We start from the raw sequence: 22,617 nt of genomic DNA on the forward strand, positions 1-22,617 counted from the left end.
TAGGGAAAAATTCTAAGGAAATTTTATGCAAAATTTAAACCAAAATGAACAAATCAAATGCCCAAGTTGTGGAAGTTTTATCGATATCAGCACTGCTTTATATGCTCAAATTTTAGATAAAGCTAAGCAAGAAATGCTAAAACAAAAAAAAGAATTTGATGATGAGGTAAATGCTAAAAGAGCTGAATACACCAAAGCTTTAAATGATTTAAAAACTCAAAAGATAGAACAAGAAAAACTCATAAACGAGCAAGTAAGCCAAAAGCTTCTTTTAGAAAAGCAAAAATTTGAACAAGAACTTCTCACGCAAAAGCAAAATTTCCAAAAAGAATTCAGCGAGAAATTTAACAAAGAGCATGAAAATGAAATGAAAATCATGCAAGAAGAACTCGAGAAAAAAAGCAAAGAGCTTAGCGAGTTTTTAAGCATAAAGGCTGAAAATGAAAAACTCAAAAGAGAGCAAAAAGAAAATGAAGAAAGACTGAAATTTCAAGCCAAAGAAGAGGCTTTTAAAGAATTTAAAGAACAAGAAAGCAAAAATTTGGAATTTGAAAGAGAAAAAATGCGTCTTGAATTTCAAAAAAGCACTCAAGAGCAAGATCTTAAATACAAAGAACTAGAAACGAATTTTAAAAGCGTAGCTCAAAAGCTAGAAGACGCACAACGCAGGATAGAACAAGGCTCACAGCAACTCCAAGGCGAAGCAGCCGAACTACTCATAGAAGAATACATACAAAGTGAGTATTTAAGCGATGAAGTAAAAGAAGTGCCAAAAGGCGTAAATGGAGCCGATTGTCTGCATATAGTAAAGGATAATTTTGGAAATATTTGTGGAAGTATTTTGTATGAGAGCAAACGCACTAAAGAATTTAATAAAGAATGGCTTGATAAGCTTAAGCTAGACAGCATAGCCGCAAAAAGTGATATAGCGGTTTTGATCACAAAAACTATGCCAAAAGATAAAGAAAAAACGCATTTTAAAGAAGGAATTTTGATTTGTACTTTTAATGAATTCAAAGGTGTTTTAGCAGTGCTTAGAGAAAGCATTATAAACGCTTATAAACTCAAAAATGCTTTACAAAACAAAGATGAAAAAAATCACATTTTATACGAATACTTAAATTCCAAGGAATTTAATACGCAAATCACTTTTATACTTAAAACTTATCAAAATATGAAAGAAGAATTAGAAGCTGAAAAAAGAGCTTTGCAAAATATATGGAAAAAAAGAGAAAGAGCTATAGAAAATCTAAGTTTTAATTCCACTGCCATAGTGAGTTCTTTAAATGCGATATTTAGCGACTTACAAGGTGGAAATTTGATAGGCGAAGAAGGGATTAAAAGTCTTGAAAATTTAGCCAAAGATGAGGATTAATTTTGGGCTAAGCCCAAAATTAATCATTCTCCTGGGAAGTGATTTGGATTTTTCCAAGGTCCGTATTTTACTTTTATGTATTCTTTAGGGTCTAAATTTTGTTGTGGTGAAGCAAAATACTCAGGTTTTAATGATGGGGATTTGCTATAAGCTGTATCAAGTCCTGCACGATTTTCTGTAGTGGTTATAGGCATTCTTACAAAACCTGTATTGACATAAGCTGCTATATCCAGTGCATCTTCATCGCTTAATATAGGATTATCTGCACTCGCACCAAAAGGCATGGCTGATTTTAAAAATCTTGCTAAAAATGGTATCATAGCCATGTGTCCACCATCAGGATAGATAAGTAAAGATGGATATAAATGTCCGCTACCTTGTTCGTAATTATCATTTTTTACCCCAAGTCCTCTTTCGCCATGGCAAGCAACGCAATTTTCTTCAAAGAGTTTTTTTCCACGCACAGGGTCAGCTGGGCGATTTGGAAAATTCATCTTAGCAAAAAAATCTCCTTCAAGCTTTACGCCGTCTTTGATACCATAAGCTTCTTTTAGCCATTTAAAATAAGCTAAAATTGCTTTCATTTCTTTAGAATCATTAGGAAATCTATGAGAGTCAGTTCCGCCCATTCCGCGAATTCTATCTTCAACAGAGATGATTTTCATCGTTTCTATGTCAAGTCTTGGATAATTGTTTAGGATATTTAAAAATGGAATAACATATTTTTTTGTCCCTGGCAAACCATTGCCGTCATTGTCCATGTGACAGGAAATACAATTTACTTCGTTGCTTGTCTTTTTTAGCTTGCTATAGGGTCCTAGAGTACTTTCTGTCTTGCTTAAAAGCTCTATGCCATAACGGATTAAATCCCCTTGCTTGCCTTTTGGAACATCATTGATGCTTAAATTTTTATTTGGCCATTCTTGCACAGGTCTTTTGGAAAGTTCCTTAAAATACTCTACTCCTTCCTTGTCGCTTAATTCTTCTCCTACTTTGTAATCACTCACGCTTTTAGCACTAAGACTCAAACTAAGACATAAACTAAGCAATAAAATGTGTTTTTTCATGATTTTCCTCCTTTTTATTTGCAGTTCAAATTGATTTTAGTGTATTTTTTCTTAAATATTAAGCATAATAAGAATAATTTAAATAAAATTAAATTTTAGAGTGTTACTAAAAGTAATATATTTTTAAAGTATATAATTAATATTTATTAAAATTTTATGATATTAACTTTATGTTAATTATTTAAATAGTTTGTTTTTTATAGAGTTTAGATTTTCTTCTAAATTTTTGAAATTGTTTTCAAAATCTTTTTTTATATCTATAAAAAAAGGATTGCTTAAAGTAGCGATAAGATAACGATTTTCTTTAGAAAAGATATGATTTAAAGTGAAATTTTTATCTGTAAGTTTGATATAAATTTGTTCTTCGTTTTCAAAGCTAGGATTTTTGTTTGCTTTTGAAATTTCGAGCAAAATTCCGCAAAAAAAGCGTTTATTTTCGTCCAAAAACTGAATATCATAAATTTTAAAATCCTTAAATTCAAAGCAGTTTTGACTTTTAAATTCTTTCAAATCCTTTGTAAGTCCTAATTTTAAAAAGTCTTTTTGGCTTAAACTTTGCTTTTTAAATTTTGCCCCAAAACGACGTAAAAATAAATTTAAAGCATTAATTTGTAATTCTTTTTGTGCGAGTTTTAGTTTTTTAGCTGTAAAACGAAAGAAAAAAACACCTACAAAAACAGCTAAAATTACTGCGATTAAGGCATCTCTTATAAAAACAAAGGCTAAAAAACCTACAAGTAAGGCTTCGATAATGCTTAGGAATTTTAAGACTCCTAAGCGTTTAAGTATATAAAGTCTATTATTTTCTAAGCTTTTTAAATCCATTAAGATTTTGCTTTTTCCATTCTTTTTCTTTGAGTTGGGTCAAGATAGCGTTTGCGAACACGCACATTTACAGGCGTAACTTCTACAAGTTCATCTTCTTCTATCCACTCTAAAGCTCTTTCAAGACTTAATTTTCTAGGTGGCACAAGCTTGATTGCATCATCGCTTCCACTTGCTCTTACATTGGTAAGATTCTTTCCTTTGATAGGATTAACATCTAAATCATTTGGACGAGAGTGCTCACCTATAATCATACCGGTATAAACTTTAGTTTGAGGCTCTATGAAAAGTACTCCACGCTCTTGAAGGTTAAACAAAGAATACCCTAAAGCCACGCCATTTTCCATAGAAATTAACGCTCCATTATTACGCTTTTCAACCGCACCGCTAAAAGGACGGAATTCTAAAAAGCTATGATTCATCACGCCTTCGCCTTTGGTATCAGTTAAAAACTGACTTCTAAAACCTATAAGTCCGCGTGCTGGAATTTCAAACTCAAGTCTTGTTTGTCCATCGCCTGTTGGTGCCATGGTTTTCATTTCAGCTTTTCTTTTGCCAAGTTTTTCTATTACCGCACCACTAAATTCTTCAGGCACATCGATAACTAAATGTTCAAAAGGTTCTGTTTTAACTCCATCTTCAACTTTTACGATAACTTCAGGTCTTCCCATGCAAAACTCAAAACCTTCACGACGCATATTTTCAGCTAAAATAGTGATTTGAAGTTCGCCCCTACCGCTTACTTTAAATTTACCTTCTCCTGTGCTTTCGTATTTCATAGCAATATTAGTTTTCATTTCAGCTTCTAAACGTTCAGCGATTTTATTTGAAGTTACATGTTTTCCTTCAGTTCCTGCTAATGGTCCATCATTTACAGAAAATACTATGCTTAAAGTCGGCTCTTCAATGTGTAAAGGATCAAGTGGCATAGGATTGTTTGGATCTACAACGCTATCACCCACATCTAAAGCTTCAAAACCTGCTATAGCTACGATATCTCCACTTCCTGCTTCTTCGATGTCCATTTTTTCTAAGCCCATAAAGCCAATGAGTTTTGAAATTCTACCATTTACCTTGGTACCATCAGCTTTTGCAAGCATTACGCTTTGGTTTTTCTTCACAACCCCATTGAAAATTCTAGCAATGCCTATTTTACCTACGAAATTATCATACCCCAAAGTGAAAACTTGAAGCTGCAAAGGATTTTCATCACTACCACTTGGAGCTGGAACGCGTTCAAGTATGGTTTTAAAAAGTGGCTCCATATTATCACTTTCATCGTTTAGATCAAGCTTAGCATAACCATTTTTTGCTGCAGCATAAACTATAGCAAAGTCAAGTTGCTCATCGTTTGCATCTAGGGCTACAAAAAGATCAAAAATTTCATTGATCACTCTTTCAGGATCAGCAGCTGGTTTGTCTATTTTGTTGATTACAACTATAGGTTTAAGCCCTAAAGATAAAGCTTTTTTAACCACGAATTTAGTTTGTGGCATAACGCCTTCTTGAGCATCTACTAAAAGCAAAACTCCATCAATCATTTTTAAAACACGTTCTACTTCTCCGCCAAAATCAGCATGCCCTGGAGTATCTATGATGTTGATTTTTGTACCTTTGTAATTGATCGCTGTGTTTTTTGAAAGTATGGTAATACCGCGTTCTTTTTCTATATCGTTGCTATCCATAACGCGTTCTGAAATTTGTTCTCTTTCGCTAAAGGTGCCTGATTGTTTTAACAATTCATCTACCATAGTGGTTTTACCATGGTCAACGTGAGCTATAACTGCTATATTTCTAATGTTTTCCAAATTTTCTTCTCCAAAGCTAAATTTTTAAAAGCTTAAATTATACAAAAATTTAACTTAAACTACAAAGTATCAAAACTTGGAACACTTCTTGCTTTAAAAACTTATGAAATTAAAATTTTAAAAAGGAAGTTAAAATGTCAAAACCATTAAATGAAGAGATTTTTGTTGAATTTAAAAGTGATTTAGCTGAAAGAAAAAATGAAGTTTTGCTTCAAGTTTTAGAGCTTTTAGAAACTTTTAGATCAGATGAAAACGAAAAAATGGCAAGAATTTCAAGTGAGCTTACAGAAATTTTAGAAAATGAAGAAAATTTAGAGAAAATTTTAAATGCTAAAAATTTAGAAGAGCTTTTAAATATCTTAACTGCTTTAAATGAAGATAAGATGATTAAAGTATATGAAGATTCTTATTTGAAAGAAAAATTTCCTAATGTAATGGTAGATAAATTTTTAAAATAATTTTTTGAAGGAAAAGTGATGTCAAATTTAGCTCCGCAAAATGATGTTTTAAATCTTACGCCGAGTAAAACTTCTACTACTAGCAGTTCTTTTAGTAAAACTAGTAAAAATAAAGAACATGAAAGTAGTGATAGTAAAAATTCAACTCAAGATGATACGGAAAGTTTTTTAAATTCTTTGCTTAATTCTATCAATGAAACCAATGAATTTTTACCTGATCATATGAAGATCAGTCAAAAAGAAGTTGTTAATGAAGCGATGAGCAGACTTCAAAAAGGAGCTTTTGATGAGAGCGATAAGATAAGCATTTTCGAATCTGCTTCTTTTATGCAAATTCTTTCTTTGTTAGATAAGCTAAAAACAGATACAGCAGATGTTAAACTAGCAAATCTTTCTACTCAACTTTCAAGTCTTATTAAAACAGAGGCTAATTTTAATGCTTTAAAAGGTGCATCAAATCTTAGTGAGCTTTTGGACATAGCTAAAGATCTGGGCTTAAATGTAAAAAATATTAAAGTAGATCGTCTTCTTGATCTTAAAGCAACTTTTCCAAATTTAGATAAGGCTGATTTTTTTAAGGGTGCTGTGGATAATGTTTTTAAAGAAATCATCAATAATAAAATTTCCAATGTGAGTAAAAATTTAAATCACAATTTAGAAAATACAACTCATACTACAAGCACTCATTCTATGCAAAAAACAAATTCTAAAGATAGCGGTTCTTTGCTTTCTCAAACTTTAAAAAATTTAGATTCCATACTTTCATCCAAAGAAAGCAAACACGAAAAAAACGATAAAGTTAAATCAAAAATAGAAGAAGATACCACAGATGCTAAAAATACTTTAAAAAATATCAAAAATGATGAGTTTGCAAAAAATTTAACAGAAGAGTTAAATATAAAAGATAAAAAAAACCAAGATAATTTAAATAAAGAAAGCAAAGACTTAAACAAAGATTTTAATAAAGAGTTAAATAAAAATCAAGAAAAAAACAATTTAAATCAAGAAAATATACAAGATCAAAATAAAAATTTAAAGAACAATGATCAAAATTTAAATCTTGATAAAAATTTAAATAAAGAAATTGTTAAAGATACTCAGAAATTAGTTTCAAATTTAACACAAAAAGATTTTAATCTAAATAAAGAGCCTAAAAACAACAACAAAGAAAATAAAGATATAAAACAAAATTTCTTTGATCAAAAATTAAATTTTGAAAATTTAAATAAAACTCAAGTAGTTCAAAACAAAGAGAATAATGCAAATTTTAATAATAATACTACTAATAAAGAAACTTTTACTCAAGAGCAAACAAAAACGCACAGTGAAAATGTAGATAAAAATAGCTTAGATGAGTTAAATTCTTTAGTCAAAGATTTAAATAAAGTAACACAAAACAATGCTCGCAATATCACTCCTAAAGAAACTTTGCAGTATTTTTCACAAGATTTAAAAGAGGCTGTGGATCAATACAAAGCGCCTATTACTAAACTTAGTATCACTCTAAATCCTAATAATCTTGGAGAAGTGGAGGTAACTTTGATACAAAGAGGTAATAACCTTCATATCAATTTCAACTCCAATACCAATGCAATGAATTTGTTTATCCAAAATCAAGCCGAGTTTAAAAATTCTCTTGTAAATATGGGATTTACTGGACTTGAAATGAATTTTAGTGATCAAGGTAAAAGAGAGCAAAATCAAAATCAAGGAAAAAATCGTAGTGGATATGGTTTTAAAGATGCTTTAGATGGAAAAAATGAAAGTGAAAAAGTCAATCTAGAGCTTGTTTTAGCGAAGTATTTTTAAATTGGAACACTTATTGCTTAAATAATAAAAAACTAAATAAAAAGGAGTTTATAATGATATCATCATCGGATTGGAATTTAAATACCACTGCTACAACTTCAGGTACTACTTCTTCAGGAAGTACTAGTGGAACAACTAGAACAGATTCAAGCAGTAGCTCAGGAATAGTGAGCAATCCAAACGCTACCTTAGATAAGGATGCGTTTTTAAAACTTCTTTTGATAGAGCTTCAACATCAAGATCCAACAGATCCTATGGATAGCGATAAAATGCTTACTCAAACTTCGCAGCTTAGCGCACTTGAAATGCAGCAAAATACCAATACAACTATGCAAAAAATGGTTGAAACTATGCAAAAGCTTTCTGATTCTTTTAGTACAAGTATGAGTACTTCAGCTTTAGGGGCTATTGGTAAAATGGCAACTGTTTCAGATAATAAAATCAAACTTACAGGTGCAGATGAGCTTATCGCTCTTAAAATGTATTTGCCTGAAGATTCTGATGAAAACGGTGTTACGCTAGAAATTTATGATAGCAATAATAAACTTGTTTTCAGTGAAAAAAGCGATGCTAAATCTATTTCTCAAGGTTTATTTACTATGGAGTGGCCAGGAAGAAATAACGATGGGGTTTATGCAGGTGATGGTGAGTACACTGTTAAAATGGTTTATAATAATAAAAATGGTGAAAAAATCACTGCAAATTACGGAACTTATCCTATCGAAGGTGTTGTTTTTAAAGATGGTGTTGCCTATGCAAAAATGGCTGGACAAGAAGTTCCTTTTGATGCAATACAAGAAATAACAGATTATAAGCTTGGTTCATCTTCATCTACTGGAGGAAGCGGTTCAAGTGGAGACTCAAGTGGTGGTTCAAGCGATGGAGATTCTTCTGGGTCTGGATCTACAGAAGATGGCGACAAAGAGGAAAAGGCATAAGCCATGATGAATTCATTTTATAATGGGATTTCTGGAGTAAAAAGCAATAGCTTTGGTATTGATATCACTGCTAATAACATAGCAAATGTCAATACCACGGGCTTTAAATACTCTGATGCTCAATTTAAAGATATTTTTTATACTACCATAACAACCCAATCAACCAACCCTGCTCAAGGTGGTTATGGTAGCAGTGCAGCATCTTCTCAAGTTGTTTTCGAACAGGGTTCTCCTGTTGCAAGTGATGGCGAATTTGATGTGGCTTTGCAAGGAAAAGGATTTTTTGGGGTTTTAGGGGCTGATGGCAATGCTTACTATACTAGAAATGGATCATTTAGAAGAGATGCCAATGGATATTTGGTAGATTCTTATGGAAATTTTGTTTTAGGAACAATGAATCCTGCTTTTACTGGTATTAACTATAGCGATAGAGTTGCTGGGCTTATGGGGGATTATCTTAACACAGGAACTCCGGTAAATAATGGTTTTACTGTAAATTCAAATAATTCTTTCAGTATAGGCACAACCGCTTCTCAAGGGGCTATTAAAGTACCTGTGAATATGTATTTACCTCCTCAAGTAACTCAAAATGTAAAATGGAGTGGAAGTTTAAATACTAACACAACAACAGAAGTAGTTAAAGTAGATCTTGATCCTAGTAAATTTAACATTACAAAAACTGAAGATGGAAAATATGTAGTTAGTGGTAGTGTTAGCAAAGAAGATGTGTTTAGTGCTAAAGCGGGTGATAGGATTATTTTAAATTTCACTGATGATAATGGCGTAAAAACAAGCTTTGAAGCGACTTTAGATGAAAATCTAAATTTTAAAAGTAACGAGCTTGATTTAAAAGGATTGGATGAAAATAGCATCAAGCTTGATACAGCTCAAATTTCAACAGAGCAACAAAAAGCCAATAAAGATATTTTAGAATCCCCTATTTATAATGCAGATGGAAGTAAAAGCACTTTAAGGGTTACACTTGAAAGAGTTTTACCGCAAGAAGGCGATAATATACAATATAAAGCTATTGCACAAATTTATGATTCTAATGGCAATGCCGTAGGCAATCCGACTGAAGGAAATATGGTTTTTGATAAAAATGGTGCTTTGCTTCAAAACAATATTACAAGCATTGCAAATCCAAATGGTGGAACAATTAATATTGATTTAGGTTCTCCTTATGATGCTAACAAGCCTGGTTCGGGTTATAGTGGGATTTATATTAAACAAGGCGTCGAAAAAAATGTAGTTACACAACAAGATGGTGTAGCTGAAGGGTTTTTTGAACAATATAATATATCCGATGATGGAAGTATTGTTGCGCAATTTAGCAATGGTAAAAATGCCATAGTTGGAAAGCTTGCTTTATATAATTTTATCAATGAGCAAGGATTAGTTGCTATGGGAGATAATATTTTTGCAGCAACGGCAAATAGCGGTGATGCAAGTTTTATTATGAAAGATGGTCAAGTTGTTAATACAGCTAAATTTAAAGGCGGATTCTTAGAACAATCAAATGTTGATTTAAGCGCAGAGCTTTCAAACCTTATCGTAACTCAAAAAGCCTTTGATGCAAGCTCAAAAAGTATCACTACAAGTGATCAGATGATACAAAAAGCCATTAATATGAAAAGATAATTCTTAGGAATTATCTTTTTCTAATTTTTCAAAAATAATTTTAATTTCTTCTATGTCGCTTTCGCTATAATTATGGCTTGATTTAATATAACTTACTTGCTGTCCTTTTTCAAGATATAAAACCTTTTCATAGTCTTTTAAATTTATATGATGTTTTAGTTCAAGGTTGGTGTTTGTGTTAGGATAAAATTTTAAAAAATTATCCTCTCCGATATTTTCGGCTTTTATGTATATTTTTACATTGTAAACCATTTCATTTAAGAAATTTAATTTCGCATCAATTTGATATTTTAATTTTACAAGTTTTTTATACGAAATGCTAAGATGATTGTATTTTTTTATGATATCGTGATAAAGATTTGAAAATTTCATTTCTATGGCGCTAGGATTTTTAGTCTTTTGAAGTTTGATGATTTTGATTTGATTTTTGATTAGATAATCATAGTAATTTTGCATTTTGCTTATGGTGTCATCAAGCTTACTTTTTATTTTAAGGCTTAGATTTTTAAGATTTTCGCATTCTGTATCTGAGTTGTTTTCAATAGAAACTAGTGGTGAAACTACGATATTGTTTTTAAATTTTATATTGTTTGTTATGATTAGATTTTTTCTTGGATATAAAGTATTATCCGTTAGTAAATTGCAAATATAAATATTTTCTGCTTCTATTTTTCCACCCATGCAGTTTTCAACAAATACATTTTTAGCTATAATTGTCCCATTTTCTAAATTTTTTATATATACAGTGTCAGCTTGCAAAGTTCCTTTGTGTGTTGTAATAAAAATATCTTGTGCAAAAATTTCGCTTTTTGCATGAGTTAAGCCTTTGATACTGATATTTTTTCCATAAAGTTTTGTTGCTCCAACATTCCCATTTACTTTTATATTTGAAGCTTGAACATTTACAATACCTGATTTAATAGCATCATCACTTATATCAAAATTAGTGATTTCTAAGTTTATATTTTCATCGGTATTTGTTTTGATTGAACCGGTTGTTTTAAGCCCTATTTGTGATAATTTTAAATTATTTGCGATACAATATCCTGTATGATCTTTGTTTAAAAATCCATAATTGGCGCTAAAATATTTAATTCTATCTTCTAATTCTTCTGTGTAAATGCTTTCATCTTTTATGATAAAAGGATTATCAAGAAAGGCTATTGGATTTAAATGAAGTATCTCTCCTCTTAAATTTCGTCCTTCTTTTCCAAGAATTCTATAAATGTATTCAAAAAGTAGCTCATTTTTTTCAATAGGTTTACAGTAGTTTCCTTCATCATAGTTAATATTTTCGTCAAAACATTCTTCGTTAACATCTCTATGATAAATAATTTCATCACTTTTATGTTCAATCTTATCTACACCTTTGGCAATTTCAAGCTCTATTTCTTTAATAGATGGACTTTTTTGTATTGATAAGATAAAATCATCAATCTTGTCAAATAAATTTTTATCAAGTCTTAAGATTAAAAATTTTTGTTTGATCATTATTTTGTAGATATTTTGCAAAATATCAAATTTTAAATTAGGGTAATATTTAAAATTTTCTGTAAGGTTGATACTGGCTTTTAGATGGGTTAGGTTGGAGTTGGATCTAAGTTTGACTGTAAAAGGAAAACTTTGGGTTTTTGGGTAAATTTCTATAAGAAATTTTTGCACTATGGTATTGTAGTTTTTTACAAAAAAATCATCTGCATAAAATAAGTCAAAATCCTTTCTTTCATAAGTTTTTGTTTTTGCTGGTTTTACACTAGAACACAGAAGTTTAAAATCTATAACTCTAAAATCAAGAATTTGTTCTGTGTTTGCTTGTTCATGATTTAAACTTTCAAAAGGATTGAAAGTTTCTAAGGTTTTTACTTGAAAATTCATCTATCCCCCCCCCCCATATCATTTTTTTGAGTCGTGAAATGGTGATTTTGTAGCGCATCTTCAAAAATAGCATTGAATTTTTCGAAATTTTGATTCAAATCAAAATAATCCAAATGAACTAAAATTTGCCCACATTTTTCGCACTTTAAGGTATTTTCTTTGCTAACAAGCTCTTGATGTATAGTCTGTGGAACTGCATGGATACGCAAAGAACAATTGCAAATATAATCATGAGTTTTTTCAGCTCTTAGGTCTTGTTTGATTGATTTTAGTTTTATGTATTGTTCTAAGGTATAATGGATTTCTTGAAGGTGTAGGGTTTTTTTTGTAAAATTAGCTATCCATAAATCTTCATTAGCAAAATGATCTAAAATCCAATCTTTGGTTAATATGGAAAGTTCTTGAGACATTTTTACAATATCATTTGAGTGTTCTAAAAGCTCTTTAGTTTTTTCTACTAATATTTGATGAGATTTTTTATGTTCTTCAATCAAAGGAAAATCAATGCTTTCCATAAATTTTTCTTCATCTTTAAAATGAATTTTGATGTATTGAAATAGTTTTGCAAGAATTTGTTTTAGATCATCTTTATACTGTGTATTGTTTTCTTGAATTTTGAGAGTTAAATCATTTGCAAGATTGGTAATTTCAAAAATTAGTTCGTGTTGTTTGTCTAATTGCATATTTTTAATGCTAAAATCTCTACTCCATTTAACTTCCATATTTTTCCTTTTTGGATGTAATAATTATTTTTATATCGTATTTTTTGAAAATAAAATAATAATTTGACAAATGAATTTTTAAAATTCTTATAAAAACAATGGATTGATTGCAAATTTATATATTGAATCTTAACAACTCAAGGCTTTTTAAGTATATTATGATATAATTTTTAAGCCTTTTCTTAGACCTGTGCAATGCTATTTTTAAGCACCGCTTCAGGGTGGGAACACAGCAGAGCACTTGATTTTAGTGTGTGCCGCAGTTATCTGGGGAAGGGTTTTATTCATTTTAAAATTCCCATTTTTCAATTAGGCTAGCTTTTTTATAAATTAAAAATTTATTTAAAAATTATAATTTTAAGATTTATTAAAATATTAGTTAACTAGAATTTAAGCATTGTAAATTACATTACCAATATCAAAGGATAAACAATGGATAGAAAGAAAATTCCCTTGTTGGTGCTGTGTATTTTAATTGCAACTATGTTTTGGCCTATACCTACTCCTTGTAGGTTTGGAAGATAATTCTTGGCATTTTCTTGAGTTTTTTATTGCCGTGATTATGGCAGTGATTTTACAAGTAATGCCTTTTATAGCTATTGCCATAGTAGCTCTTAGTGGTATTACCACTACCCAATTGAAAATCTAAGTAAAATTTACACCAAAGCTACTTCGAAAACTTCTACGCAACAACTTATTGATGAGACTAAAATTTCCTTTAAATACTTCAGCACTTGATTTTTTATATCAAAAGAGCATAAGATGAAAAGGTAAATACTGCTATATCAAATTTAAAATCTAAAACGGGTATAAAAGATGCTTTAAGTGGTTTTTCAAATTCTCTTATTTGGCTTATAGTGATTTCTATTTTGTGGCTCGTGGAGTTATTAAAACAGGACTTGGAGAGCATTTGGCTTATCATTTTATCAGTATTCTTGGTAAAAAAACTTAGGTATTGCTTATTCTATAGCTTTTTGTGAAACTATTTTAGCTCCAGTTACTCCTTCAAATACTGCAAGAGCAGGGGCTATCATAAATCCTATAGTTCAAGTTATTGCAAGAAGTTTTAAATCTACTCCTGAAGATGGAACACAAAATAAAATAGGCACCTATCTTTCTTTGGTGAATTTTCAAGCCAATCCTATTTCTTCGGCAATGTTTATCACAGCCACTGCTCCAAATCCATTGGTTGTTGATTTGGTCGCTCAAGCTACAAATTTAGAAGTGCATTTAACCTGGGGGCAATGGGCTTTAGGTATGTTTTTACCTGGTATAGCGGCTATGCTTTTAATGCCTTTGGTGATTTATTTTCTTTCTCCACCAGAGATTAAATCAACCCCAAATGCTAAGATTTTTGCAAAGGGTAAGTTAGAAGAACTGGGTGCTATGAAGGGTAGTGAAAAGATTATGCTAGGTGTTTTTGTATTGCTTTTGCTTTTATGGGCAGGGGCTTTGGGCTTTCTTTTTGGAATTTCTCTTGATGCTACAAGTGTTGCCTTGCTTGGTCTTTCTTTGGTTTTAGTAAGTGGAGTTTTGACTTTTGGTGAGGTGTTGGCAGAAAAAGCTGCTTGGAATACTTTGGTATGGTTTTCAGCCCTTGTGATGATGGCAACTTTACTTGGAAAGCTCGGTGTAACGCAGTTTTTAGCTGAAGCTTTGGGTGAATTTGCCTCTGCTATGGGACTTGGTGAAATTTCTATTATGATTTTCTTAAGCCTTGCCTTTTTATATACGCATTATTTCTTTGCTTCAACCACAGCGCATATTTCAGCTATGTTTTTTGTATTTTATAGTGCAGGACTTGCTTTAGGGGCTCCACCACTTCTTTATGCTTTTATTATGATAGCATCAGGAAATGTTATGATGGCCTTAACGCATTATGCAACAGGAACAGCTCCAGTTATTTTTGGAACAGGTTATGTAAGTCTTAAAAAATGGTGGTCTGTAGGATTTGTTATTTCAGTGATAGATATAACCGTAATGATACTTGTTGGCCTTATATGGTGGAAATTTTTAGGATTTTATTAAAATCTTATCAAAGCTTTTAAAGCTTTGATAAGTCTTATTCTATAAACCCGCTTGCAATGACTTTATCACCATCGTAAAATACTGCCATTTGCCCACTTGCTAAACCATAAACACTCTCTTTTAAAGAAATGCTTGCGCTTTTATCATTACTTATAATGACTTTACACGGGGTGGATTTTGATCTATAGCGGATTTTTACTTCGCAATCAAGCTCTTTTGCATCGATGAAAAGATTGATATTTTTGAGTTTAAATTCATTGATTTTTAATTCTTCTTTGGTGCCAACGATGATTTGATTTTGTTTAGGATTGATCTTTAAAACAAAATGCGGTTTGTGAGCCCCGCGTACTTCAAAACCGCGTCTTTTGCCTATGGTATAGTGCATATAGCCTTCGTGTTTTCCTACAACCTTACCGCTACTATCTAGCACTTCTCCTGGAATTTTAGTATCCATAAATTGATCTAAAACTTGCACATAAGTATCTTCAACAAAGCAAATTTCAGAACTTTCTTTTTGGGTTGCAAATGATTTTAAAACTTCTATGGTAGAAGCAAATTTTTTCACATCTTCTTTTTTCATTTCGCCTAGCGGAAAAATAAGATATTTTAAAGCTTCTTTATCTGCACTGGCCAAAAAATAGCTTTGATCCTTGCTTTCATCTACTGCGGTTTTTATTAAGTTGTTTTCAAGTCTTGCATAATGCCCTGTGGCAAGTTTTTCACAACCTAAACTTTTAGCAAATTCTAAAAGTTTTCCAAGTTTGATAAAACGGTTGCATAAAGCGCAAGGATTTGGTGTTTTACCCTCTTTATAAGTATCCACAAAAGGCATGTAAACTTTGTTTTTAAAATCTTCTTGTAAGTCTAAAATATGATAAGGAATTTGCAAAAAGTTTGCAACTTTTTCTACTTTTTTGATATTTTCTTCGTGATAATTTGGTTTGCCATGAAGTTTCATATAACAACCTATAACTTCATGACCTAAATTTTTAAGTTTATAAGCAGTGACTGTACTATCAACTCCACCGCTCATAGCGACTAGAATTTTCATTAAATTTCCTTTAAAGTATTAATTATAAAATCCAAGTCGTCAGTGATTTTATACTTTAACTCATCTCCTTTAGAAATCACTTCAAGTTTGAGTAAAGAATTTCTGACGAACTCATCAAAACCTCGCCAAAATTCACTCCCAAACAAAATAATAGGAACATCTTTTTTAAATTCTAATTGTTTTAATGTAAGAATTTCACACAATTCATCAAGTGTTCCAAAGCCGCCTGGGAAGATCACAAAAGCTAGACTCTTTTCAATAAGAGCCATTTTGCGTATGGCTAAGCTCTCAAAAGTAATATTATATTCTACAAAATCATTAAGTTTTTGCTCGTGAGGTAAAAATATATTAAACCCTACAGAACTCATTGAATTTGTATTATTTTTTTGTGAAAAAGCACCTTCGTTGGCTGCACGCATAATACCACCACCTCCACCACTTATCACACAAAAACCATTTTGAGCACATTTTTGTGCCAAAATTTTAGCCTGCTGATAATAAAAATTATCTTCTTTAAGTCTTGCTGAACCAAAAAAAGTTACGGCATTTTTTAGGTTTGGTATATTAGCAAATTTTTCTAAATCTTGGCTTATTTTTTCATTCATTTTTCAACCTTTAGTTAAAATAAATTCCATTCTAGCTAAAAACTTATAATAAGTTCTTTATTATAAGTTTTAATAGGTTTATTTTATTAAGATTAGGAATTTAAAGACTTTTAAATCCTTAAGCTTTAATATCTATACTTTTTGGTGTAGAATTTAAAGAAAGGATTTTATTAAATTCTCCTGCATCATCATCGCTAAATTTCATACCAAAAAGAAGTTCTAACTCATCGCTTGTGCCAAATTTATTTTCCAGTAGCTTTTTTAAAAGCTCATTCATTTTATTATCATCTTTATAGGTTTCGCTTGAACTTTGCGCTTGTATAGGTTTAAATGGCTTTTTTTTGTCTTCTTCTGAAGTTTCTTTGTTATTTGTATTTTTTGTAGGATTGTTTAAATTTTCTTTTTGTTCTAGTATTTTTTGTTTAAAATCATCAATGCTCATATCTGAATTTAATAAATCAAAAAGCTTAAAAATATCTCCTTTAAAATTCATACTATTTTCACTTATGAATTTGTTTAAATTATCAATTTCACTTTGACTCATAGTTTTATCAAATCCTTGCATTTTGCCTAAAATACTTGTTTGTCCTTCGATAAAATAGTTTTTTGCTTGAAATCCAGTAAAGAAAGTCATAAAAATACCACTTTTTGTTATAGTTTTATCATTATTACTATAAGGAGTAGGATCTATTAAAGAATATTTAAAAATATCACTTTTATCATCAAGTGAGAAAAAAGTCATTATTTTTATATTATGGGAAGTCGGAGAGTAATTTTGATAATTAGACATAAAATCTTTATACTCTTTATCATTTAAATTATATTTTTTATTTATCTCCAAAGTATTTTGATTAAATTCGAAACCTTGTGGTATTTTTACTAAGTCTTCTTTTGTAAAATTGATTTTATTGTTTAACTCATCATTTAAAAGTTGTGAAAATACTTTATAAGCATTTCCTATACTTTTTGCTATATCAATATTAATATAACTTGATAATAGACTTTTTGTTTGAATATTAACAAAATTTTCTATATCTTTAGCATAAATCTTATAATCTTTTGGTAAGCCTGCAGCTTCGTTAAAATCGCTTGTAAAAAAGCCATCTTTATCTACGCCATATCCTAGCATTTTACTTACTGCCCTAGATTTATCGCTTACAAGGCTTGAGTTATCATTTGCAACATTAGATGATTTTATATTTGAAGTATTATTACTAAAAGTATTTGTGTAATTGTAGCTTGAATAAGAATTTATACCATTAATCATCTTTGCCACCTTGTAAATGAAATTTTATTTACAAAGTAAATCGGCAAAAATGATTTTTTATCTTCTAGCTCTAGCAGTCCAGCCACCAAGATTACTTTCAAATTGAGTTTTATATTTCATAGTTAATTCTTTAATAACCTGATTATTATTTAAAATCTCACTCGAATTAACTCTATGCAACCCCGTTTGTCTATCAAGTAGTGCAACACCATAGTTAAAAAGAACATAAGGTTTTCCCGAGCTTGATATTGCGATATTTCTTTTTACTGTATAACCTAAAAATGTATTTGAAAAAGTGTTATCGCCAGTTACGGTATAAATGGCTACCAACTGTTTATATGTTGTTGTATTATCTGGAATAGCTAATGCTATATATTCAGAATTTCCAAGTTTGCTTGTAAGAACTTGATATCCACCCTTAACTTGTTTCATCTCATCTAAATTAAGAGCCTTAACTCCTTGAGAATTATCACTTAAAGCACCATTGCTAACCTTAGCTAAAAAATCCCCAGCAAAAGCAGAACTTGTAAATAAAGAACCCAAAATTAAACAATTTACTAATTTTTTTAACATATAATTCTCCTTTTCTTAACTATTTTACTCTTTATTTGAATAATATCATAAATTATATATTAAAATCAAATTTTTTTATTTGGAACATTCATTGCTTTAAAAAAATTTTTTAAAATATTTAGAAAGGTAACAATGAAAAAGATTTATTTAACATTTATGGTTTTAGTCAGTTGTGTTTTTGCTAGTGATGAACTAAATATAGACAGTTTGTTTAAAAAGCAAATAGGTTTAAGAAGTATTACAAGCTTTTCTTTACTTAGCACAGGAAATGCAAACTCGTATTCTCTTTATCCTAATATAACAATAGGCGGAGATCCTACAATTTGGAATGATACAAAGCAAGTGTTTTTAACTCAAACTTTCATTTATACCATAACACCTAAGTTTGACATACTTATTTCAGGGGGCGGAAGTTATGCAAGACAAGAATATACAAACTTTTTTACAAATGAGTATTCTAGTAAAAACAGAATAGGTTTTGATAGTTTATGGCTAGGTTTTATTTATACAGGCGATAGCATTGCAGATTTAATTCCACAAATTACCTTTCAAACTGCAGTCGTTCAAAGAGAAAAAGCAGTCAATCAAACCAAAAACTTTTACCTAAAATCACAAAGCTTACAAGCTAGTCTAAGGGGATATAGCGATCCTGTTGTATATAGCATTTATACCGGCTTTGGTTATAACCAATCAAGAAAATTTAAAACCCTTAAAATAGAGTATGGAAATAGTATTTATGTGGGTGGGGATTTATCTATTATTCTAAGCCCCAAAATTACTTTAGATTTGGGGGCAGAGCAAAGATTTCAGACTGAGCAAAAAATCAATGGCCATCAAAATTCTGAAGTGCGATCTATTCCAACTTTAAGTATAGGTTCTACTTATAGCATTAATTCAGATACAGCAGTCTCAGTTAATGCTAGTTTTGGGGGAAGCTCTGCTTCACCTGATAGCATATTTGGGATAAGTTTATGGAGAAAATTCTAAAAATTTTATTATTTTTTATCCATTCTTGCTTTAAGTGCAAAAGCTGAATGGGTAGTCAAATCTTACCAAGAAATTAAAAACGAAAGAGTAATAAGGCAAACTTATGGGCAATCTTGTGGAGCTTCATCTTTAGCAACTTTGCTTAATATACTTGATGACAGAAAGTTTGATGAGCTTAAACTTTTAAAGACTATGAGTGGACAAAATCTTTATACGGATATGGTAAGTTTTGCAGATTTAAATGATGCGGTTAAAAAGCTAGGTTATGAAAGTAACTCATATCAAATCAATAGAGAAAACTTGGATAAACTTGTAAATATTCCAATGCTTGTAAAAATTGAAGATGATCCACGCTTCCCACATTTTGTTATAATTATCAATCATAAAGGTAATTATTTACAAGTGCTTGATCCAAGCCATGGAGAATATATAAGTTCTAAAAGTCAATTTTTTAGTATTTGGGATAGATATAATAAAGGTGGTTATGCTTTATTGTTGCTCCTAAAAAAGAGCTAAAACCTTTTAAGTTAAACACTCCAAAATCTTTACATTTTGATTTCAGCCCTTTTAGTTTGTTTTAGTTTTAATTCGTTTATATTTATTATTCTTAATTTGTAGGCTAAAACTTTTTATCTTAGTTGTTCTAATCTTTCTTTTTTAGAACCAATTTCTGTAATTTGAACGCCGAAGTTACCATCGACAATTACTACCTCGCCATAAGCAATTCTTTTATCCCCAATTAAAATTTCAAGCGGATCGTTTGCAAGTTGATTAAGCTCCACAACTGAACCTATATCCATAGTTAAAACATCTTTTAAAAGCATTTTTTTATTGCCTATACGCACACGAACAGGCAAACGCACATCCATGATAAGATTGATATTTTTAAGCTCTTCGCTAAGCATTATCGCTTTTTCTTCAGTATCGTGATTAGAATCAGTGCTTGTATTTCCTGTTTCAGCAGGTTTCCCGCTTAGGATGTTATGGAGTGTTTGATCCATGGCTAAAGAAACTTGTTCTTCTAAATCGCCTATTTTTACATCATATAAAAATAATTTTTTAAAATCTTTAAAATCTACGCTTTCAGGCACAAATTCACAAGATTCTATGCTAAAATCCATTTTTGGAATGTCTTTTTGGGCTCCTAAGGTTGTAGAAAATGCTGAAATGATATTTTGGATGGCTTCTTTAGCTGCATCCATTTCATCAGGACCTAGTTTATCGTTTTTGGTGATCTCTTCTTCACCCATCATCCATTCACCAATGGCACTCATTAAAACAGCACCAGCTAAAATTCCTATTTTTCCACCATTTGCTATATTAAATATAGCATACACTAAAGGTGCTTTTAAAGTATCGCTTGCATTGACATCAAATTCTTTATATTCGCTAAATTCAGCACTTTTTCCTGTTAAACCTTCAATGGTGCTGATGCATTCATTTGTAAACATTTTTAAAAAATCATTGATCATATTTCTTCATCCTCCTCTTCAGGCTCATCATAAACACTAGCTTTAGCTTTACGCTCTTCTTCGTATTTTTCCAAAATTTCTTTGATTTCATCTTTATCTGTGCGTATAAGTTCTAAAATTTTAATAGATTTTCTAAAACGATGCAATCCAATTTGTGCTAAGAAAACATCTTTTTTATCGATGCTTACTATAGCTTTATCATCTGCTTCTCTATCAAGTCTTAAGATATCGCCTTGTTTAAGTTCTAAAAATTCATGAACATTAATTAAGGTTTTTCCTAAAATTGCCTCATATACCACTTCAGCGCGACCGATTAAAGTTTTAAGTTCTTTGTTGCGTGATTTTTTGGCTGAGGTTTCACCCATCATAATATCACGGTTTGCTAAACGGCTTAATATACTTTCTAAATGTACTACAGGATAGCAGATATTTACCATTCCGCTTGAATTTCCTATGATGATTTCCATTACCACCATGATAACAATCTCATTTTGAGATACGATTTGTACAACATTTGGACTTGATTCTTTAGCTTCTATACTAGGATAAATTTCAGTTACGGTAGCCCAGCTTTCTTTAAGTCTTTGCATAATGATACGCAAAATAGAATCAAGCAAATTAAGCTCAATATCCGTAAGCTCACGCGAAGCTTCATAGCTATCACCTTGTCCGCCCAAAAGTCTATCTATCATAGGAAAAGCTATGCTTGGATTGATTTCTAAAACACAGTTTCCATCTAAAGGTTTGATAGAAAAAACGTTAAAACTTGTTGGGCTTGGCAAAGACATTAAAAACTCTCCATAAGTCATCTGATCGACTGAATGAAGTTTAGTTTCAACAATACTTCTCATCATCGATGAAATTTGAGAGGCTAAATTTCTTGCTAATTTATCATGTATGCCTTTGATTGTCCTAAGTTGTTCTTTTGAAACTCTGTTGGGACGCTTAAAATCATATACAACGATATTTCTTTCATCTTTTTCATCTTTTGAATTTGAGGCTATGGGTGTGTCAGTGTTATCATCGACAACTTCAAGTAGAGCATCAATTTCTTCTTGGGAGAGTATCTCAGCCATTACACTAGCCTTTCTCTAAGTTTTTTAAGAAGTTTTTTGTGAATTTGTGAAATTCTGCTTTCACTGATTTGTAAAATTTCACTGATTTCTTTTAGGCTTAATTCTTCATAATAATAAAGCTGAATAATTAACTGATCGCGCTCTTTAAGATCATCTAGCACTTCGTGAATTTTTTCTAAAAGTTCTTCTTTTTCAATTTTTTCTAAAGTATTGTCTTCATTATAAAGTTCGATTTGCTCATCAATGGGCAGGGTATAGCTAATAGCATGAGCTGTTCTTACTTCTTTGATTTTTTCTACATCTAAATCAAGTTTTTTGGCTAGATACTCATCATCAGGTTCGCATTCATGTTCTAAAAAATATTCATCCATGATTGCATCAATATCTTTAATAATTTTACGATTATTTCGACTCATTACATCAAGACTTCTAAGATAATCAAGCATAGAGCCGTTAACTCTTTTTCTTGCAAAACCCCAGAAGTTATCATTTTGTTCTTTATCGTAACGGCGTGAAAGCTTTATCATTTCTTCAACGCCTATGCTAATAAGATCATTAACATCTATACTTGAAGGCAAGCGTTCTTTTAGTCTAAAAGCCATAGCACGCAGAGCTGGCATGTAAGAAAGCACAAGCTCATCTTGCTCTTTCTTTAGCATTTGTGCATAAGCTTTAGGCGGCTCTTTTAGCATTTCTTCGTCTTTCTTTGAATTCGTTTTTCTTTAGCTCTTCTCTTTCTTCATTGAGCTTTTCTAAAATTATATCCATTTTCTTTTCACGAATAACTAAATCGTTGATAATATTATTGCTAGTTTTTTCATAATCGTGTTTATTAAAGATTCTGCCACTAATTTTCTTTACATCTATAAAATTCATAATAGCAATATGAACAAAAACATAAAACATAAAAGTAATAAAACAAGTAAAAATCAGTATATCAAAGGCTTCATCTATACTAATAATGCTAAATGCAAGTCCTATAAAAAATCCACAAACAGTGAAAAATGCTACGTAATTTTCTGGCCTCATAATCTCTTCTC

Annotated in this window: 21 protein-coding genes, 1 other RNA gene and 1 pseudogene; 10 read left to right on the forward strand and 13 right to left on the reverse strand. The window is 30.8% G+C overall.

All coding sequences use genetic code 11. The features are described 5' to 3' along the window. The first annotated feature begins 25 nt into the window (after positions 1-25). The gene (locus OT390_RS00195; RefSeq protein ID WP_052821664.1) at positions 26-1,375 is read left to right on the forward strand and encodes a DUF2130 domain-containing protein; all 1,350 of its coding nucleotides are present in this window, start codon (positions 26-28) and stop codon (positions 1,373-1,375) included. Between the two features lie 23 nt (positions 1,376-1,398). On the opposite strand, the gene OT390_RS00200 is transcribed toward OT390_RS00195, so the two are convergent. The 3 genes from OT390_RS00200 to typA form a co-directional block, all read right to left on the reverse strand. Beyond that, a complete protein-coding gene (locus OT390_RS00200) occupies positions 1,399-2,442 on the reverse strand; it encodes a c-type cytochrome (RefSeq protein ID WP_002898852.1) in 1,044 nt (347 codons plus the stop codon). 177 nt (positions 2,443-2,619) lie between these two features. After that, positions 2,620-3,267, reverse strand: coding sequence for a poly(A) polymerase (locus OT390_RS00205; RefSeq protein ID WP_284095374.1), 648 nt, complete (start codon positions 3,265-3,267; stop codon positions 2,620-2,622). Continuing rightward, positions 3,267-5,075 (reverse strand): translational GTPase TypA, encoded by a 1,809-nt coding sequence (typA, locus tag OT390_RS00210; RefSeq protein ID WP_002859745.1) that lies wholly within the window; start codon positions 5,073-5,075, stop codon positions 3,267-3,269. The genes OT390_RS00205 and typA overlap by 1 nt, the downstream gene beginning before the upstream one ends. 134 nt (positions 5,076-5,209) lie before the next feature. On the opposite strand from typA, the gene OT390_RS00215 reads away from it, so the two are divergent. From OT390_RS00215 to OT390_RS00230, 4 genes are read left to right on the forward strand one after another with little or no spacing between them, the layout of a single operon-like run. Continuing rightward, a complete protein-coding gene (locus OT390_RS00215; protein WP_002782892.1) occupies positions 5,210-5,533 on the forward strand; it encodes a hypothetical protein in 324 nt (107 codons plus the stop codon). A 15-nt stretch (positions 5,534-5,548) separates the two neighbouring features. After that, complete coding sequence (locus OT390_RS00220) at positions 5,549-7,342, forward strand: flagellar hook-length control protein FliK (protein WP_074471117.1); 1,794 nt, start codon at positions 5,549-5,551, stop codon at positions 7,340-7,342. Between the two features lie 53 nt (positions 7,343-7,395). Then, positions 7,396-8,280 (forward strand): flagellar basal body rod modification protein, encoded by an 885-nt coding sequence (locus OT390_RS00225; protein WP_002805290.1) that lies wholly within the window; start codon positions 7,396-7,398, stop codon positions 8,278-8,280. A gap of 3 nt (positions 8,281-8,283) precedes the next feature. Next, positions 8,284-9,921, forward strand: a complete 1,638-nt coding sequence (locus OT390_RS00230; protein ID WP_002888850.1) for a flagellar hook protein FlgE — start codon at positions 8,284-8,286, stop codon at positions 9,919-9,921. A 3-nt stretch (positions 9,922-9,924) separates the two neighbouring features. On the opposite strand, the gene OT390_RS00235 is transcribed toward OT390_RS00230, so the two are convergent. Both OT390_RS00235 and OT390_RS00240 read right to left on the reverse strand, forming a co-directional pair. After that, on the reverse strand, positions 9,925-11,796 hold the full coding sequence (locus OT390_RS00235) for a FapA family protein (RefSeq protein WP_002851645.1): 1,872 nt from the start codon (positions 11,794-11,796) through the stop codon (positions 9,925-9,927). Further along, entirely contained in the window at positions 11,793-12,518 is a 726-nt protein-coding gene (locus OT390_RS00240) for a hemerythrin family protein (protein ID WP_074471118.1), read from the reverse strand. The genes OT390_RS00235 and OT390_RS00240 overlap by 4 nt, the downstream gene beginning before the upstream one ends. Before the next feature lie 179 nt (positions 12,519-12,697). Here OT390_RS00240 and ffs point away from each other — a divergent pair. From ffs to OT390_RS00255, 3 genes are all read left to right on the forward strand, one after another. Further along, positions 12,698-12,795: signal recognition particle sRNA small type (ffs, locus tag OT390_RS00245), an RNA gene on the forward strand. Between the two features lie 237 nt (positions 12,796-13,032). After that, the gene (locus tag OT390_RS00250) at positions 13,033-13,167 is read left to right on the forward strand and encodes a hypothetical protein (protein ID WP_032591666.1); all 135 of its coding nucleotides are present in this window, start codon (positions 13,033-13,035) and stop codon (positions 13,165-13,167) included. Between the two features lie 335 nt (positions 13,168-13,502). Next, positions 13,503-14,546 (forward strand): DASS family sodium-coupled anion symporter, encoded by a 1,044-nt coding sequence (locus OT390_RS00255; protein ID WP_406611520.1) that lies wholly within the window; start codon positions 13,503-13,505, stop codon positions 14,544-14,546. Between the two features lie 34 nt (positions 14,547-14,580). On the opposite strand, the gene mnmA is transcribed toward OT390_RS00255, so the two are convergent. The 4 genes from mnmA to OT390_RS00275 all read right to left on the reverse strand — a co-directional run bounded on the left by mnmA (position 14,581) and on the right by OT390_RS00275 (position 18,042). Continuing rightward, a complete protein-coding gene (gene mnmA / locus OT390_RS00260) occupies positions 14,581-15,597 on the reverse strand; it encodes a tRNA 2-thiouridine(34) synthase MnmA (protein ID WP_406611491.1) in 1,017 nt (338 codons plus the stop codon). After that, the gene (locus OT390_RS00265) at positions 15,597-16,202 is read right to left on the reverse strand and encodes a TIGR00730 family Rossman fold protein (RefSeq protein ID WP_002858801.1); all 606 of its coding nucleotides are present in this window, start codon (positions 16,200-16,202) and stop codon (positions 15,597-15,599) included. The genes mnmA and OT390_RS00265 overlap by 1 nt, the downstream gene beginning before the upstream one ends. A 118-nt stretch (positions 16,203-16,320) precedes the next feature. After that, the gene (locus OT390_RS00270) at positions 16,321-17,469 is read right to left on the reverse strand and encodes a Cj0814 family flagellar-dependent secreted protein (protein ID WP_032586492.1); all 1,149 of its coding nucleotides are present in this window, start codon (positions 17,467-17,469) and stop codon (positions 16,321-16,323) included. A 57-nt stretch (positions 17,470-17,526) separates the two neighbouring features. Continuing rightward, positions 17,527-18,042, reverse strand: a complete 516-nt coding sequence (locus OT390_RS00275) for a hypothetical protein (protein ID WP_002870295.1) — start codon at positions 18,040-18,042, stop codon at positions 17,527-17,529. 132 nt (positions 18,043-18,174) lie between these two features. On the opposite strand from OT390_RS00275, the gene OT390_RS00280 reads away from it, so the two are divergent. Both OT390_RS00280 and OT390_RS00285 read left to right on the forward strand, forming a co-directional pair. Continuing rightward, on the forward strand, positions 18,175-19,029 hold the full coding sequence (locus tag OT390_RS00280) for a hypothetical protein (RefSeq protein ID WP_032586494.1): 855 nt from the start codon (positions 18,175-18,177) through the stop codon (positions 19,027-19,029). Next, positions 19,014-19,610 (forward strand): annotated as a pseudogene (locus OT390_RS00285) (C39 family peptidase). The gene OT390_RS00280 and the pseudogene OT390_RS00285 overlap by 16 nt, the downstream one beginning before the upstream one ends. Before the next feature lie 48 nt (positions 19,611-19,658). Here the strand turns inward: OT390_RS00285 and fliY are convergent. The 4 genes from fliY to OT390_RS00305 are packed head-to-tail and all read right to left on the reverse strand — an operon-like array spanning position 19,659 to position 22,606. Continuing rightward, positions 19,659-20,501: a flagellar motor switch protein FliY gene (gene fliY, locus OT390_RS00290; RefSeq protein WP_032583199.1), complete on the reverse strand. Its 843-nt coding sequence runs from the start codon at positions 20,499-20,501 to the stop codon at positions 19,659-19,661. After that, a complete protein-coding gene (fliM, locus tag OT390_RS00295; RefSeq protein WP_002851710.1) occupies positions 20,498-21,577 on the reverse strand; it encodes a flagellar motor switch protein FliM in 1,080 nt (359 codons plus the stop codon). Before fliM ends, fliY begins: the two co-directional genes overlap by 4 nt. After that, entirely contained in the window at positions 21,577-22,269 is a 693-nt protein-coding gene (locus tag OT390_RS00300; RefSeq protein WP_002851943.1) for an RNA polymerase sigma factor FliA, read from the reverse strand. Before OT390_RS00300 ends, fliM begins: the two co-directional genes overlap by 1 nt. Next, positions 22,250-22,606: a membrane protein gene (locus OT390_RS00305; RefSeq protein ID WP_002851727.1), complete on the reverse strand. Its 357-nt coding sequence runs from the start codon at positions 22,604-22,606 to the stop codon at positions 22,250-22,252. Before OT390_RS00305 ends, OT390_RS00300 begins: the two co-directional genes overlap by 20 nt. Between the last annotated feature and the right edge of the window lie 11 nt (positions 22,607-22,617).

This window comes from Campylobacter sp. CFSAN122748, from assembly GCF_045277125.1.
In the GTDB taxonomy this organism is placed as follows: Bacteria; Campylobacterota; Campylobacteria; order Campylobacterales; family Campylobacteraceae; genus Campylobacter_D; species Campylobacter_D jejuni.